This is a genomic window from Mesorhizobium sp. M0029, from assembly GCF_040323735.1.
GTDB lineage: Bacteria > Pseudomonadota > Alphaproteobacteria > Rhizobiales > Rhizobiaceae > Mesorhizobium.
In genome coordinates, this window is the sequence record NZ_JAMYVF010000025.1 from 57,457 (window position 1) to 72,666 (window position 15,210).

Annotated in this window: 13 protein-coding genes and 1 tRNA gene; 7 read left to right on the forward strand and 7 right to left on the reverse strand. The window is 63.0% G+C overall.

The features are described from left to right. The first annotated feature begins 110 nt into the window (after positions 1-110). Together NKJ76_RS28815 and NKJ76_RS28820 are read left to right on the forward strand one after the other, a co-directional pair. Positions 111-1,061 carry a hypothetical protein gene (locus NKJ76_RS28815; RefSeq protein ID WP_031202896.1) on the forward strand — a complete coding sequence of 317 codons (951 nt, stop codon included), beginning with the start codon at positions 111-113 and terminating at the stop codon, positions 1,059-1,061. Positions 1,062-1,110: 49 nt separating this feature from the next. Next, a complete protein-coding gene (locus NKJ76_RS28820; RefSeq protein ID WP_023755962.1) occupies positions 1,111-2,322 on the forward strand; it encodes a hypothetical protein in 1,212 nt (403 codons plus the stop codon). A gap of 48 nt (positions 2,323-2,370) precedes the next feature. On the opposite strand, the gene NKJ76_RS28825 is transcribed toward NKJ76_RS28820, so the two are convergent. The 3 genes from NKJ76_RS28825 to NKJ76_RS28835 all read right to left on the reverse strand — a co-directional run bounded on the left by NKJ76_RS28825 (position 2,371) and on the right by NKJ76_RS28835 (position 6,973). Continuing rightward, on the reverse strand, positions 2,371-5,796 hold the full coding sequence (locus NKJ76_RS28825; protein WP_023745374.1) for an acyl-[ACP]--phospholipid O-acyltransferase: 3,426 nt from the start codon (positions 5,794-5,796) through the stop codon (positions 2,371-2,373). 91 nt (positions 5,797-5,887) lie between these two features. After that, complete coding sequence (locus tag NKJ76_RS28830; protein WP_023745373.1) at positions 5,888-6,175, reverse strand: YiaA/YiaB family inner membrane protein; 288 nt, start codon at positions 6,173-6,175, stop codon at positions 5,888-5,890. Between the two features lie 111 nt (positions 6,176-6,286). Then, complete coding sequence (locus tag NKJ76_RS28835; protein WP_023745372.1) at positions 6,287-6,973, reverse strand: PspA/IM30 family protein; 687 nt, start codon at positions 6,971-6,973, stop codon at positions 6,287-6,289. Positions 6,974-7,080: 107 nt separating this feature from the next. Here NKJ76_RS28835 and NKJ76_RS28840 point away from each other — a divergent pair, with 107 nt between their 5' ends. Together NKJ76_RS28840 and NKJ76_RS28845 are read left to right on the forward strand one after the other, a co-directional pair. Further along, positions 7,081-7,689: a TetR/AcrR family transcriptional regulator gene (locus NKJ76_RS28840; protein ID WP_023737945.1), complete on the forward strand. Its 609-nt coding sequence runs from the start codon at positions 7,081-7,083 to the stop codon at positions 7,687-7,689. Between the two features lie 102 nt (positions 7,690-7,791). Continuing rightward, entirely contained in the window at positions 7,792-9,753 is a 1,962-nt protein-coding gene (locus tag NKJ76_RS28845) for an acyltransferase family protein (protein ID WP_352538946.1), read from the forward strand. 47 nt (positions 9,754-9,800) lie between these two features. Here the strand turns inward: NKJ76_RS28845 and NKJ76_RS28850 are convergent. After that, positions 9,801-9,876: transfer RNA gene (locus NKJ76_RS28850), tRNA-Ala, on the reverse strand. A gap of 148 nt (positions 9,877-10,024) precedes the next feature. On the opposite strand from NKJ76_RS28850, the gene NKJ76_RS28855 reads away from it, so the two are divergent. Both NKJ76_RS28855 and NKJ76_RS28860 read left to right on the forward strand, forming a co-directional pair. After that, on the forward strand, positions 10,025-10,315 hold the full coding sequence (locus tag NKJ76_RS28855) for a YggT family protein (RefSeq protein WP_023668602.1): 291 nt from the start codon (positions 10,025-10,027) through the stop codon (positions 10,313-10,315). Between the two features lie 13 nt (positions 10,316-10,328). Next, entirely contained in the window at positions 10,329-10,640 is a 312-nt protein-coding gene (locus NKJ76_RS28860) for a DUF167 family protein (RefSeq protein WP_352538947.1), read from the forward strand. A gap of 117 nt (positions 10,641-10,757) precedes the next feature. Here NKJ76_RS28860 and NKJ76_RS28865 read toward each other — a convergent pair whose 3' ends face one another. The 3 genes from NKJ76_RS28865 to NKJ76_RS28875 are packed head-to-tail and all read right to left on the reverse strand — an operon-like array spanning position 10,758 to position 13,530. After that, entirely contained in the window at positions 10,758-11,639 is an 882-nt protein-coding gene (locus NKJ76_RS28865) for a MurR/RpiR family transcriptional regulator (RefSeq protein WP_023681445.1), read from the reverse strand. A gap of 50 nt (positions 11,640-11,689) precedes the next feature. Then, complete coding sequence (locus NKJ76_RS28870) at positions 11,690-12,757, reverse strand: ABC transporter ATP-binding protein (RefSeq protein ID WP_352538948.1); 1,068 nt, start codon at positions 12,755-12,757, stop codon at positions 11,690-11,692. A gap of 2 nt (positions 12,758-12,759) precedes the next feature. Next, complete coding sequence (locus tag NKJ76_RS28875; protein WP_352538949.1) at positions 12,760-13,530, reverse strand: SDR family oxidoreductase; 771 nt, start codon at positions 13,528-13,530, stop codon at positions 12,760-12,762. A 177-nt stretch (positions 13,531-13,707) separates the two neighbouring features. Between NKJ76_RS28875 and NKJ76_RS28880 the strand changes: the two genes are divergently transcribed. Continuing rightward, positions 13,708-14,940, forward strand: coding sequence for an ABC transporter substrate-binding protein (locus NKJ76_RS28880; RefSeq protein WP_023726097.1), 1,233 nt, complete (start codon positions 13,708-13,710; stop codon positions 14,938-14,940). Positions 14,941-15,210 lie beyond the last annotated feature (270 nt).

The following is a 15,210-nucleotide window of genomic DNA, read 5'->3' on the forward strand; positions in this document are numbered from 1 at the left end:
CTGTTCTTTTACTTTGTTGAGTACAACCAAGAACTGCCGTCTCGGGTTTACCGCGTCTTAGGTGGACGGCGGCCACTATACGGTCGGAGTTCTTGCCAAGGGGAAAAATAGTGCTCAAGGCGGTTCTGCAGCTGCTGCCGGGTCGGTTCATGGATGTGCGCATGCGCGTATCCGCCGACTACGAGACGCGCGTCGTGGAGCGGCCCGGGCGCTGGATGAAGGCTGCCGAACTGGAGCAGCTGAGCAGCGATCTGCGGCTGGTAGCGTCCAAGACACTGAAGTTCGGCAGCCTGACCTATGGCGTGTTTTCCGGCGACCGCAGCCGGCTGGAACATTCCATCATCACCATTGTCTACCGGCGCAGCGACCGGCAGCCGATCGCCTTCAACTCGCTGGCGCTGATGGAGATATCGCTCGCCGGCAAGCCCTATGAAGTCTTGCACCTCGGTCTGGTCATGATCGATCCCGACGAGCGCAGCCGCGGGCTGAGCTGGATCCTCTACGGCCTGACCTGCTTCCTGATGTTTTTGCGCAATCAACTGCGGCCGATCTGGATTTCCAATGTCACCCAGGTACCCGCTGTCGTCGGCATGGTCGCGGAGGCGTTCAGCAATGTGTTCCCAGGACCGCATGCCGGCGCGCGCCGCTCGCTTACCCATGTGCTTCTGGCGCGGCAGATCATGGCGCGCCATCGCCATGTCTTCGGTGTCGGCCCCGAAGCTGGTTTCGACGAAGAGCGCTTCGTCATCACCAACGCCTATACGGGCGGCTCGGACGATCTGAAGAAGACCTTCGACGAGGCGGCCAAGCACCGCGTCGAGACCTTTAACGAGTTCTGCCACAAAGAGCTCGACTACACGCGCGGCGATGATGTGCTGCAGATCGGACAGATGAGCTTTCAGTCGGCGCGCACCTATCTCGCCGACGCGGTTCCGCGCGGCTCGCTTGCCGCCCTTGCGGTAGCAGGTGCGGCGGCCACGCTGCAGCGGCTGGTTTTGCCGGTGGTACACTGGGCGGATAGCAGCCGCCAATGGAATGTGCTGAGACCATGGACACGCTGATGGCTTCATCCGTGATGATGCCTGGGTGTGAGCTGATGGGCGCTGACCGATGAACCTCGACGGCACGCTCGTGGCCGACACCATCACCTCGCTGGCGGCGCTGTTCGGGCTGCTGATCGTGATATCGGTCGTCGGCGGGCGCGACACCGGCGATCCGCTGTCGCGGCGTTTTCTGTTCGGTTTGCGGGTGCTGGCGGTGCTGCTCGCCTGCCGAATCCTCGACTGGACTACCGGCCTCGCACTCTTCCGCTTCGTCACCATCGCGGCGGCGGGCCTGCTGCCGCTGGCCGCACTGCTGCTGACCGAGGGGCTGTTGCGCCGGCATGCGCCGTTTGCGCTAAAGTTCTTTGCCGCCGGCGGCGCCCTGCTGTTGCTACTGCTGGCGCCGATCTCGGAACGCTTTGCCGAGCCATGGCGGATGGCGGTACTACTTGCCTTCCAGTTCGGAGGTTTTCTCGCCATCGGCTGGCTGGTGATGACGCGCGATCGCGACAGCCTGTCGGCGGCCGAAAACCGCACGGTCGAGCGCATGGCGCTGTCGCTGCTGTTGATCATTCCGTTCATGGTCACCGACTACCGGCCCGGCCTGTTCGAAGTGCCGGTTCGGCTTGGCGGCATCGCCATCCTGTTCCTGTGCTGGCTGACGATCGGCCTTGGACGGGCAAGCCTCGGCCATCGCGACACGATCGGCGCCTTTGCCGTCATTGCGCTGAGCTCGGTGTTTGCCGGGCTGGCGCTGGGCGGCATCGACGATCTCGGCTGGCGCGGCAGTGTGCAGGGCGTGGTTATCGTACTTTCCGCAACGCTGCTGGCAGTCATCTACAATGACAGCGTCAGCCTCACCGCCGAGAAGCGCCGCGACTCGTTGCTGAAGCATATGGCCGAGGGTGATCTCACCGATTCGGCGCGCTTCCTGCGCGGCCTGCAGAGCCATATCCTAGTCGACGGTGCGCTTATCCTGCCGGCAGCCGACCTCGGTGATTTCGACCTCAAGGTGCTGGCCCGGACACTGGAGCAGGAGCCCGTGCGCTCGCTCGCCGATGTCCAGCCGGATTCACCCGTGGACGAGAACATACGCGAGCAGTTGGCATGGCTGTTCGAGAAATATGAGGCGACCCATGTACTGCTGGCGACGCTCGATCCGCTGACCGTGGTGGCGCTCAACATGCCGACGCTTGCCTCATCGCCGGGCGTGGAAATGGAGCTGCGGGCAGTCCAGCGCATGGCGATGCTGATTTCGCAGCGGCAGGCGAAGGGTTGATCATACTGAACGGGCCGGCTCTTGCGTCGGCCCGTTGCCGTAGCCGGGTCAGGCGGCCTTGGTCTTCAAGGCCTCTTCGTCGCGCACCATTTTTGTCACGGCGGCGAAGTCGAGCTTGCCGGAGCCAAGGACCGGTACCTTTGAGACCACCCGCACTTCGGCCGGGACCATCAGGTCCATGGCGCCGTTGGCCTTGGCGTAGGCGAGGAATTCCGCTCGTGTGGCGCCGGATGCCTCAGTGATGAGGATCAGCTTTTCGCCCTTGCGCGCGTCGGGCACCGTGGCGACCGCCGACAGCGAGCCCTTCCACAATTCGCCGGCCAGCGCTTCGACAGCGGCGAGCGAGATCATCTCGCCGCCGATCTTGGCGAAGCGCTTGGCGCGGCCGCGAATGGTGATGAAGCCGCCTTCGTCGATAGCGACGACGTCGCCCGTGTCATGCCAGCCGTCCTCCAGCGGTTCGAGCACGCCGGGCTTCTCGGCCCGGAGATAACCGGCCATGACATTGGGGCCGCGCACGAACAGCCGGCCGCCTTCGTCGACGCCGGGGACCGGATCGAGGCGGTATTCCATGCCGGGCATGATCTTGCCGACGGTTCCGGAGCGATTGTACATCGGCGTGTTGATGGAGATCACCGGCGCCGTCTCGGTGACGCCGTAGCCCTCGAGGATGCGTAGGCCGAACTTCTCCATATAGGTCATGCGCGTCGCTGTCTTGACCGGCTCTGCGCCGGCAAAACAATAGCGTATCGAGCGGAAGTCGTAGGGGTGCGCGGTGCGGGCATAGCCGGAGAGGAAGGTGTCGGTGCCGAAGATGATCGTCGCGTTCGAGCCGTAGATCAGTTCCGGCACGAGGCGGTAGTGCAGCGGCGAGGGGTAGAAATAGACCGGCACGCCGGAGATCAACGGCAGCACCGTGCCCGCGGTCATGCCGAAGGAGTGGAAGATCGGCAGCACGTTGAACACCTTGTCGCCCGAATGGAAGTCGATACGCGACGCCGCCTGGGCGGCGTTGGCCAGGATGTTGCGGTGGGTCAGAACGACGCCCTTCGGCGTGCCTTCCGAACCCGAGGTGAACAAGATCACCGCCGCATCGCCGGGCTTGCGTTTCGCGCGCGGCGTCGACTTGCGCAGCAAGCCGAGCAGCTTATCCTTGAGACTGATGGTCTTTCTGAGATCGTCGAGCCACACGATGTCGACCGAGCGACCGAGTTCCTCGACCACGGCGCCGAGCTTTGCCTGTTCGACGAACGCGCGGGACGTCAGCACGGTGCGGACTTCGGCGGCCTTGCAGGCGGACAGAATATTGGCAGCACCTGCGGTGAAGTTCATCATCGCCGGAACCTTGCCGGCGGACATGACGCCGAGCAGCGTCGCGCAAGAGCCGTTGGCGTTGGGCAGCATGATGCCCAGCGTCTGCTGGTCGGCATAAAGGTTCTGGAACTTCTCACCAAGCACGGCGGCAGCCGTGAGCAGCTTGCTGTAGCTGAGAGAACCGGTGACCGGATCCTGAACTGCGAGCTGTTTCATGCCGCGTTCGTTCGCCGTCTCGATGATCTTTTCCAGTACGGTCTTGTCGATGTCCTGGGTGCGGAAAACGAGATCCGACATCACCTGGTAGAGCGCGGAACCCGCCGCGGCGCGGCGCTTGCGGCCCTTCAGCTCTTGCGGCACCTCGAGCTTGACCGGTTCCAGAATGGTCACCTTGACCTTCGGGAACAGGCGGCGGCGCACATGCTGCGAGCTCAACCGCGAGAAGTAGGTCTTCTCCAGCCCGTCGATGCGCACCGGCACAACCATCGAGCCGGTCTTGTCGGCAACCATGGCGGCGCCGTCATAGACCTTCATCAGGCCGCCGGTCACCGTGATGCGTCCCTCCGGGAAGATCACCAGCGGATCGCCGCCCTGCACGATCTTGATCAGCGTGCGGGTCGACATCGGCTTGGCCGGGTTGAGCGGCAAAGCGCGGGCAAGTTTCATGAACGGCTTCATCCACCAAGCCTGGGCAATGGTGTAGTCGATGGCGAAGACCGGCTCCTCATCGGTCAGCGTCAAGGCGAGCGGACCGTCGAGAAAGCTGACATGGTTGAGCGCCAGGATCGGTGCCTTGCCGGCCGCCTTGAGGTTTTCCATGCCCTCGACTTCGAGGCGCAGGAAAGCGCGGAACAGGATGGAGACGAAGTCACGGAAGGGGTTCGTCGGCAAATATTTCAGCATCAGCCAGGCGGCAATCGCATTGGCCGCGGCGAGGCCGAACAGGATGCCGCCGGTCGAGACCTTTGTCTGGATCAGGGCCATGATGATGCCGCCGCCAGTCATGAAGCCGGCATTGACGATACTGACGGCGGCGACAACCCGGGCGCGCCGCGCTTCGGGCGACCAGGCCTGCACGGCGGCGAAGGTCGGCACCACCAGGAAAGCGGCTGCAATGGCCATGCCGGCGAGGTCGATGGCGACGCGGACCGTGTTTGGGCCGGCGAAGAATGCGCCAAGGGTTTCCGCCTGGGGCGACGGCGTCATGCCGGAGATGGTCCAGGCGAGATGCAGGCCGAACAGGGCGAGCAGCGCCGTGCCGACCGGTGCCGGCAACAGCACGATGCGGCCCTGCGACATCCAGGCGGCGATGGCCGAACCGATGGCGATCGAGACGGCGAACACGGCGAGGTAGACGGTGACGGCCATTTCGTTGCCGCCGAGCGAATCCTTGATCAGCACCGGCAGGAGCGAGAGCACGATGGCGCCGATCAGCCAAAACCACGACGTCATCAGGCCGGCGCGCCAGATGCGCGTGTCGGTGCGCAATTCGGCGACCTGGCGCCAGGTCGAGCGGAAGATGTTCTTGTCGATGACAAGGTCGGGCGCCGCCGAACCGGTCGACGGGATGTAGCGGCTGACGAGCCAGCAACCGACGGCGAGCGCCATCATGATCGGTCCGAACACCGCGACGCCGATGCCATCGGCGGAAACGACGCCGCCGGCTATGGTGCCGCCGAGAATCGCGGCAAACGTAGCTGACTCGATCCAGGCGTTGGCCTTGGGCAGTTCCTTGCGTTCGAGGTGATCGGGCAGGATGCCGTATTTGATCGGTCCGAACAGCGCCGAGATAACGCCGAACATCAACAGCGCCGTCATCAGCACGGGAATGGACGACAGGGCGATGCCGACGACGGAGACACCCGCCGCGGCGATCTCGGCGAATTTCAGACGCTTGGCTATGAGAGCCTTGTCGAAGCGGTCGGCGAGCTCGCCGCCGAGCGCCGACAGGAGCAGGAAGGGGGCCATGAAGACGGCGCCCGCCAAGGTGACAAGTGATGCCGCCTGGTCCGCCGCCAGCGTGAACAGAATAAGGAACACCAGCGTGTTCTTGAGGAAATTATCGTTGAAGGCGGACAGGAACTGCGTCCAGAACAAGGGCGCAAAGCGCCTGGATGTCATCAGATGAGCTGTCGGACGATTGATCGGGGCGATTTCCATAGCGGCGACTTCCATTGGGCAAGACCGATTAAAATCCTGGCTGGATTGATCAGCGGTCTTGCGCGTTGAGCCTTGTTTAGCGGGAACCCGGTTACACTTCGTTACTGCGGCTGACTTCCATCAGCAACTTCTCGGCCTTGGCGTCTTCCAGCCGGTTGATGAAGCGGCTTGCCTCTTCCGAGTCGCGCAGCGTCTTGGTGATGGTGATCGAGGTGTGCACGAGCATGATGGCGGCCATCGCATAAAACCCCTTGGCGGCGAAGCTCGCCTCCATGAAGTAGATGCCGCCGGCCATCATCGTGGCGGCAACGGCGAAACTGGCCATGGTGAAGGTCTTCCAGGCGCTTGAGTCCTTGGGGGAATAGGTGTTCGGGGTCATCGATATGGTCCTTTCGTTTCAAGGTTAGGTTGGTTGGGCGTGGGTCTGTTTCAGGCTGGATACAATCAGGCCGGATACAATCAGACTGGATAACAATCAGGCCGGGTACGATCAGGCCGGCTTGGTCATGGTCTTCGTGAGCCGTTCGAGCACGGCGTCGGCGCTGCTTCTCAGCGGCGCGCCGCAGCCGGCGGCCGCAAGCTTTTCTGAGACCGCGGCAGGATCGCCCGACTGTTCCATCTCGGCCATGGCGGCCGCGGTGGCGTCGATCTGCTTTTGCCTGGTGCGCAGGCGCAGCAGCGTCTCCTCGGCGTCCCTGAGCGCCGACAGGCTGGAGCCGGGCGCGCTTTCTCGCAGGCGCTGGGTCGAGTCGACCGCGGCAACGATGCGCTGGCCGCGCTGCAATTCGCGCAGGCGCATTTCGGAGACGCGGATAATCCGCTTGAGACGCTCAATCTCGGTGCCGAAGCTTTTCTGCGCCTCGGCGGAGGCGTCGCGTTCGGCTTCCAGCATGGCGATGGTTTCGGCGGCTTCGCGGGCCAGTTCATTCTGTCCCTGCTCGATCGCGGCGATCGTGCGCTTCTCCAAATCGTCGATGCGGAGGACAAGCTTCTTGTACTGCGCGACTTCCTGTTCGTTCTGGGCGATGGCAATTGCAACCGCCCGGCGGGCGGCCGCGATAGCGTCGGCGCAATCGCGGATCTGCTGGCGCAGGATTATCAGCGCGTTGCGGTCGACGACCGCCTCGGCGGCTTCGTAGCTTCGGCCGCGAACGAGAGCAAAAAACTGTTTCAACATTTCCGTTTCTCCTCTATGAACGTTGTTCATGAGGCAAAGTAGCACATTGTGAACGGCGTTCAAGGAGAAAATGAACGGTGTTCATGATTGCGCATAAGAGAAGGTTAATGACCGCAAAACGGGACGCCAAACGCGAGGACCTCAAAGGCAGGCTGATCGAGGCCGCGCAAGCGCGCATCCAGTCCTCGGGGCTCGCCGGTCTGCGTGCGCGCGACATCACGGCCGATGCCGGCTGCGCGCTGGGCGCGCTCTACACCGCCTTCGCCGACCTGGACGAGCTCATCCTGCACGTCAATTCGATCACACTGGCCAGGCTGGGGGCGGCCCTGCAGCAAGAGGCGACCGGCGTCGCCGAGCCTAGGGCAAGGCTGAAGGCGCTGGCCAAGGCCTATCTCGGCTTCGCCCGCGACAACCGCATGGCGTGGAAGGCGCTGTTCGAGCACCGTATGGCGCCAGGCGTGGCGGTGCCCGAATGGCATCTGGCCGAACATGCGGTGCTGGTCCAGCATCTGGTTGAGCCGCTGGCCCAGCTGCTCCCGGCGGCGGCAACGCCGGAGCTTTTGGCCCGCGCGCGCACGCTGTTCTCCGCCGTGCATGGGATCGTCGCCATCTCGCTCGAAGACCGTTTCATTGGCCTGGCGTCCACCGACCTCGAAAGTGAGCTGCTGGGTTTCGTCGACACGCTGGTGAGCGGACTGGAGACGGAAAGGGAATGAACTGCTGCGATCGGCTCTTGCCTCACGGCACTCTGCCCTTATGAAGATCGTGGCGCGGACTGCCGGTTGATCCAGGCCGGCTGAGACTGTTGGGGATATCCGGTGACAATCGATCAGAACCGTCGGTTTCGACCCGAAATACAGGGGCTGCGCGGCTTGGCGGTCGCGCTTGTCGTGGTCTATCACATATGGCCGGATGTGCTGCCTGGCGGATATGTCGGCGTCGACGTCTTTTTCGTCATCTCTGGCTATCTGATCACGGGCCTGCTGGCGCAGATGGCGCTGCGCGGCGGCCGGATTTCACTGATCGAATTCTACTCGCGACGGGTGCGACGGTTGTTGCCGGCAGCAACCCTGGTGCTGCTGGTGGCATTGCTGGGCACGCTGCTTTTCATCTCAAAGGCGCGCTGGGAGGAAATGGGCAACCAGATCGTGGCGAGCGCTCTTTATGTCGAGAACTGGCGGCTGGCCTCGATTGCGGTCAGCTATCTCGAGGCCGACACCTTGCCGAGCCCGGTGCAACACTACTGGTCGCTTTCCATCGAAGAGCAGTTCTACATCGCCTGGCCGTTGGTGATGATCGGCGTGATCTGGCTGGCGCGCCGCCGTGACCTTCCGCTGAGGGCCTGCTTGATCGGGGCGTTGTCGCTCATTTTCGCGGCATCACTTGTTGCCTCTGTCGTTTTGACGGCGACGGATCCGGCCCAGGCCTATTTCGTCAGCCATACCCGCCTGTGGGAATTGGCGCTGGGTGGTCTGCTGGTGCTGACCGAACACCAGTTTCGACTGGCGGCACTCACTAGACAGTGGCTGGCGATCGCCGGCATCCTGGGCATCGTTGCGTCCGCCTTGCTGTTTTCCGCTGCAACTCCATTTCCCGGCGTCAGTGCGTTGTTGCCGACCTTGGCCACAGTGCTGGTCATCCTGGCTGGCGAGGTTGAAGTCGGCCGGTTTCGTGGGCTCGATTCGTTGCCACTTCGTTTCATCGGCGATCGCTCCTACTCGGTCTATCTATGGCATTGGCCGCTGATCACCATCTCCCAGGCGCAGGGTCATTCGCTGACCCTTGCCGGCGGTTTCGGCCTGATTGCGGCGACCCTGTTTCTATCGGATCTGTCCTATCGATATGTTGAGCAGCGCTACCGGCAAGCTCGGGGCGGCGCCTGGCGGAAGCCGCTGGGATACGGCACCGCGGCAGTTCTCACATGCGTGGCCGCATCCGGAAGCCTGCTGCTCTTTCTGAAGACCGAACGCATCGACACCGCGCTGATCGGCACGCCTTCCTACCCTGGGCCCGCCGCTCTCGTCTCCGGCGCCGTGGTTCCGGACGGTGTGAACCTTCTGCCGCCACTGGCCCGGCTGAGGCGGGACGTGCCGGTCGTGTATGCAAGGAAGTGCCACCAGGAGGAAAGCTCGGAGCCCAAACGATGCTCTCTAGGCGATCCCACGGGTGCGAAAACAATGGTTCTGGTGGGAGATTCTCATGCAGCCCAGTGGGTGCCGGCACTGGACAAGATCGCAAAGGACCGCAACTTCAAACTGGTTACCTTTACAAAATCCGCCTGCCCATTCACCCGCGTGGCCATCACGGCGGATGGCAAACCCAACGTCTTATGCGCGCAGTGGCACGAAAAGGTGCTGGCCGAGATCCTAAAGCTGAAACCGGATCTGATCTTCACCAGCCAGTCCAATTACGGAGCGGTTCAGCAAGACGTGATGATCGAGGGGCTGCGAAGTCTCTGGGGCGGGCTGACGGACGCCGGCTCGCAAATCGTTGCCATCCGCAACACGCCCTATATGAAATTCGACCCGGGCGAATGCCTGAGTTCGACCCCAACGAAATGCGTCACCAAACTGAGCGATATTGAGCGGAGCAACGTGTTGGCGCTGGCCGCGGAAGGACAGAAAAATGTGCGCGCCATCGATATGCTCGATGCCATTTGCGGGCCGCAACTATGCCCGGCAGTTGTCGGCAACATCATCGTCTGGCGGGACAGTCATCATCTGACCGCCAGCTACTCGCTTGCCCTGGCGCCCTATCTCGCAGCGAAGGCGGGGCTTTGACGAGACGTCTCGGAACTTAGATGTGTCGACAGGCAGGAAAATTCCGCTGGTGGAGCTGAGGAGGATCGAACTCCTGACCTCGTCATTGCGAACGACGCGCTCTCCCAGCTGAGCTACAGCCCCGTCCAGCGGATGGCGCATTTATCGAAGGCTGCGGTTTCCTGTCAAGGCGGGGTTTTGCGGAAATCCCTTGTGCCCGGTGCTTGCAGGCGACCGGCCCTTGCCGGTTTCGCGCGCAATGGCTACATGTCGGCAACAATCGGAGACCGGCATGCTCGCCCTCATTCAAACAATCGTCATGGCGCTGGACCTGTACTGGTGGGTCATCATCGCCTCGGCGATCTTTTCCTGGCTCTATGCGTTCAACGTCGTCAACTCGCGCAATCAGTTTGTCGGCAGCATCGGCAACATGCTCTACCGGCTGACCGAGCCGGCGCTGCGGCCGATCCGTCGGTTCATGCCCGACCTCGGCGGCGTCGACATTTCGCCGATCATCCTGCTTCTGCTCCTGTTCTTTCTCAGGCAGCTCATTCTCACCACGATAGCGCCGCTGGTCCTGTGAGCCTGACGATGGCATGAGCGCGCCATTCCGCTTGCGCGTCGACGGCATCGACCTGTTTATCCGGCTGACACCGAAGTGTTCGGTGGACAGGCTCGGAGGCGCCGAAACATCGGCCGACGGGCGCAGCCATTTGAAGGCGCGCGTGCGCGCCGTGCCGGAGAATGGCGCGGCCAATGCGGCGCTGGAACGGCTGGTGGCCAAGGCGCTGGGCGTTCCGGCATCGGTCGTGTCGGTCATTGCAGGCGGCACGGCGCGGCTGAAGACGGTGCGTGTCGGGGGTGATCCGGCGGTGCTGGCGCAGCGTATCGGGGCGCTCAGCGGCTGATCGAAGATCCAGCGTTGCGGCATGCAGCCCCTTGATCTGTCGGCGGAACAGCGCCCCCCTCTGTCCTGCCGGACATCTCCCCCACGAGGGGGGAGATTGGCAGCTTCCGCCCCACTCTCAATCCCCCAGCGGCAATTTGGGATCATCGACCTTCAGCGTGTTCACGCTCTGCTTGATGCGGCGCAGGTTTTCGAGAACCCTGGGTCCGCGCGTTTCGGCCACGGAGGTGACGATCATGTCGACGATCGACAGCAGCGCGTAGCGCGAAGAGGTCGGCTTGTAGATGTTGCCGTCTTCCAGCGACTGGAACTGGATGACGGTATCGGCGGCCTTGGCCAGCGCTGATTCCGGCGGGGTTACGGCGATGGTGGTGGCGCCATATTGCTGGGCCACCTGAACGGCGTCGATCACCGAGCGCGCATAGCCGGACACCGAGAACGCGATCAACGTCGTCTCCGATGTGGCGACCGCGGCATACATGCGCTGCAATTGCCCGTCGATCTGCGCCAGCACCGGCACGCCGAGCCGAAACAGCCGGTTCTGCATCTCGGTCGCCATCATCGAGGAAATGCCGCCGGAGCCGATGCACAGCACATTGCCCGAACTGACGATGCGCGCGGCCACGCCCACCAGCGTCTTCATGTCGAGGTTTTCGCTGGCGCGCTGGATGGCGGCGATTGCCGCTTCGGTGATGGCCGACGCAATGCGCTGCTCGCGCGCGTCGCGGTTCAGCGGTTCGGGCGACAGATACTGGCCGCCAATGGCAATCGCCTGCGCCAGGTAGAATTTGAAATCGCGCAGACCCTCGCAGCCGAGATTGCGGCAGAAACGGGTGACCGTCGGCTCGCTGACGCCGACGCGCGCGGCAATTTCCGAGATTGCCGCCTTGGAGGCGAAGTCGAGATCGGTCAGCACGAGGCCGGCCAGGCGGCGGTCCGATTTGGTGCCGTCCTGCGACATCAGCTGCAGGCGCGTGATGATGTCGGCCGGCGTTTTCATTTCTGGGTTGTCGTCTTCATCGTGGTGTTTTCGTTTTCATGCCGGCGCTCTCATAGCGGCAGGCCTGTCGCCGTGTCGAACAGATGGATGTTTGCAGGCGCGACCGAGACCGGCAGCATTTCACCCGGCTTGACCTGTATCCGATCGCGGAACACGGCGCACACCGTGTCAGCGCCGATGACGCCATAGACATGGGTTTCCGAGCCGGTCGGCTCGACGACATCGACCTTGATCGCCATCGCGTCGACAGCCTCGCCGATGACGAAGTGTTCGGGCCGTATGCCGGCCTCGACCGTGCTGCCAGCCGGCACCGTCTTGCCGGCAAGTGCCAGACGTCCGCCCCCGGCCGATTCGAACCAGCTTTTCTCGGGCGTCGTCTTCAGGGCGCCGGAGACAAAACTCATCGACGGCGAGCCGATAAAGGAGGCGACGAATTTGTTGGCGGGACGGTCGTAGAGTTCCAGCGGTGCGCCGACCTGCTGGATCTTGCCGCGGTCCATCACCACGATGCGGTCGGCCATGGTCATGGCCTCGATCTGGTCGTGGGTGACATAGACGATGGTCGATTTCAGCCGCTGGTGCAGCGCCTTGATCTCGGTGCGCATCTGCACGCGCAATTGCGCGTCGAGATTGCTGAGCGGCTCGTCGAACAGGAACACCGAGGGTTCGCGCACGATGGCGCGGCCCATGGCGACGCGCTGGCGCTGGCCGCCCGACAGTTCCCGGGGATAGCGGTCGAGATAGGAGAACAGGTTGAGGACGCCGGAGGCCTTTTTCACCTTGTCGTCGATTGCCGTGCGGCTTTCGCCGCGGATCTTTGGGCCAAAGCCGATGTTGTCGGCAGCTCTCAGATGCGGAAACAGCGCATAGGACTGAAAGACCATCGCAATATTGCGCTGCTGTGGCGGCAAATCGTTGGCGCGCACGCCGCCGATCAAGAGGTCGCCTGAGGTGATCGGCTCCAGCCCGGCAAGCATGCGCAGCAAGGTCGACTTGCCGCAGCCGGAAGGGCCGACCAGCACGACGAACTCGCCGCTCTTGATGTCGAGGCTGATGTTTTCGAGGATCTTATGGCGTCCGAAGGATTTCGACAGGTCGCGGAACTCGACATCGGTCATGGTCAGGCTCCCAATATGTCGTCGATGAAGGGCAGGAAGCCGGCGGTCAGTCCGGCGTCGACCGGCACCACCGCGCCGGTTATCCCCGATGCGCGATCCGAAACAAGGAAAGCCACCGCTTCGGCCACTTCCATGGCGTCGACGATGCGGCCGAGCGGATAGAGCCGCTTGAGCTTGCCGAGAACATCCGGGTTCTTGGCCAGGCGATGGTCCCAGGCGGCAGTGCGGATCGAGCCGGGGCAGACGACATTTGCGCGCAGGCCGCTGCGGCCGAGCTCCACCGCGACCGATTTCGCATAGGCATTGATGCCGGCCTTGGCTGCGGCATAGGCCGGGTTGCCGAAATGGGCGATGGCGTTGACGGAAGAGATGAAGACGACGCTGCCCGAACCGCGCGCGGCCATCGCCTTGATCAGTGGATCGGCGAACAGCATCACCCCGGTCAGATTGAGGTCGAGCTCGTGCTCAATCTTATCGGGTGTCAATGCGGCAAGCGTCTCTGCGCGCGTCCAGCCGGCATTGTTGATCAGCATGTCGGGAACGCCATCTTTCTCGAGGATCGCTGGTATCGCCGCCTCGATGGAAGGCGGGTCGAGGAGGTCGAAGACGTGACGCGACGCGAGGTGCGGGCTGCGCAACGCGTCTTCCGACTGGTCGCAGCCGACGACCCGCGCGCCACGTTCGGTCAGCAGCGCCACGATGGCCGAGCCCAGGCCGCCGCCGGCGCCGGTCACCAGCACGGTCTTGCCTGCGAATTCGGCCGTTGAAACCACGCTGCGCGCCTCCTGGGATCCACGATAGTCGGAAAACGCTATTTTAAGAAATGTAATTAAGCAACAGGATAATCCGCTTGCACGGGGTGAAATGAAGGATAATGTAGGAAAGTCACATAAAGCCTTGGCCGCCTGAAAGCCGCAATAGCCCAGGCGCCAATCAATGGGAGAGATCGAATGAAGCTTGCAAAATGGACTGTCGGCCTGATGGCCGGAATGAGCCTGCTCGCCCTGGCCGCGCAGGCAGATGCGGGCGAGGTGCGCGTAACCGTCGCCGAATACAGCGCCAAGACCGGCCCGTATTTCGAAGCGGTGAAAAAGGAATTCGAGGCAGCCAATCCGGGTATCACCGTCAAGTTCGAAGTTGTGCCGTGGGACGTGCTGCTGCAGAAGCTGACCACCGACATCACGGCCGGCACCAATGCCGACCTGTCGATCATCGGCACCCGCTGGCTGATCGATTTCGTCCAGCAGGATGTCGCCGAGCCGCTCGACGGCTATATCAAGCCGGAGTTCAAGGACCGCTTCATCGACACCTTCCTGTCGCCCTCGATCATGGAGGGCAAGACCTACGGCCTGCCGATCGCGGCCTCGGCGCGCGCCATGTACTACAACAAGGAATTGTTCGAGAAGGCCGGAATCGCCAACCCGCCGGCAACCTGGACCGAGTTGCAGGAGGATGCGCGCAAGATCAAGGCACTGGGCACCGGATCCTTCGGCTTCGGCCTGCAGGGCAAGGAGATCGAGACCGACGTCTATTACTATTATGCGATGTGGTCGCAAGGCACCGAGATCCTCAACAAGGACGGCACGTCGGGCCTCGGCACGCCGGGCGCGCTCGAAGCCGCCAAGCTTTACAAGTCGATGATCGACGAAGGCCTGACGGAACCCGGCGTCACCTCCAACAACCGCGAGGACGTCCAGAACCTGTTCAAGCAGGGCAAGGTCGGCATGATGATCACCGCGCCCTTCCTGTCCAACCAGATCAAGGACGAGGCGCCGAACCTGAAATACGGCGTGGCCGCTATCCCCGCCGGACCGACCGGCGCGCGCGGCACGTACGGCGTCACCGATTCCATCATCATGTTCAAGAATTCCAAGAACAAGGATGAGGCCTGGAAGCTGCTCGACTTCCTGTTCACCACCGAACAGCGCGCCAAGTTCACGCAAGGGGAAGGCTTCCTGCCGGTGAACAAGGAAGAAGCCAAGATGGACTATTACGTCAACAATGCCGATCTGGCAGCGTTCACCGCGCTGCTGCCCGACGCCCGCTTTGCGCCGGTCATCCCCGGCTGGGAAGAAGTCGCCCAGATCACCTCGGATGCCATGCAGAAGATCTATCTCGGCGGCGACCCCGAGGCAGGCTTGAAGGAAGCGGCTGCCAAGGCCAACGCCGTGATCAAGAAATAGGGCGTATCTCCCTGCGCCCGGCGCGCCCCTGAGATCGGGGCGCGCCACACTTTCCTCTCCCTCCGGAGGGGGAGAGGTGGCTCGGCGAAGCCGAGACGGAGTGGGGGAACCACCTGGCAACCGCCGCGAACGGACATAGGAAGGGCAATAGGGGCAAACATCACCTCGCCTTGCGCCCCAAGGGTCGACATCCACTCCGTCGACCCCCACTCCGTCGACCCCCACTCCGTCGAGCTTCGCTCGACACCACTCCCCCCAACGCCGGGGGCG

Excerpts from the sequence above, each read along its gene's own strand:
- NKJ76_RS28820 (WP_023755962.1), top strand. The coding sequence starts at position 1,111 with ATGAACCTCGACGGCACGCTCGTGGCCGACACCATCACCTCGCTGGCG.
- NKJ76_RS28825 (WP_023745374.1), bottom strand. The coding sequence starts at position 5,796 with ATGGAAATCGCCCCGATCAATCGTCCGACAGCTCATCTGATGACATCC.
- NKJ76_RS28830 (WP_023745373.1), bottom strand. The coding sequence starts at position 6,175 with ATGACCCCGAACACCTATTCCCCCAAGGACTCAAGCGCCTGGAAGACC.
- NKJ76_RS28835 (WP_023745372.1), bottom strand. The coding sequence starts at position 6,973 with ATGTTGAAACAGTTTTTTGCTCTCGTTCGCGGCCGAAGCTACGAAGCC.
- NKJ76_RS28840 (WP_023737945.1), top strand. The coding sequence starts at position 7,081 with ATGACCGCAAAACGGGACGCCAAACGCGAGGACCTCAAAGGCAGGCTG.
- NKJ76_RS28855 (WP_023668602.1), top strand. The coding sequence starts at position 10,025 with ATGCTCGCCCTCATTCAAACAATCGTCATGGCGCTGGACCTGTACTGG.
- NKJ76_RS28860 (WP_352538947.1), top strand. The coding sequence starts at position 10,329 with ATGAGCGCGCCATTCCGCTTGCGCGTCGACGGCATCGACCTGTTTATC.
- NKJ76_RS28865 (WP_023681445.1), bottom strand. The coding sequence starts at position 11,639 with ATGAAAACGCCGGCCGACATCATCACGCGCCTGCAGCTGATGTCGCAG.
- NKJ76_RS28870 (WP_352538948.1), bottom strand. The coding sequence starts at position 12,757 with ATGACCGATGTCGAGTTCCGCGACCTGTCGAAATCCTTCGGACGCCAT.
- NKJ76_RS28880 (WP_023726097.1), top strand. The coding sequence starts at position 13,708 with ATGAAGCTTGCAAAATGGACTGTCGGCCTGATGGCCGGAATGAGCCTG.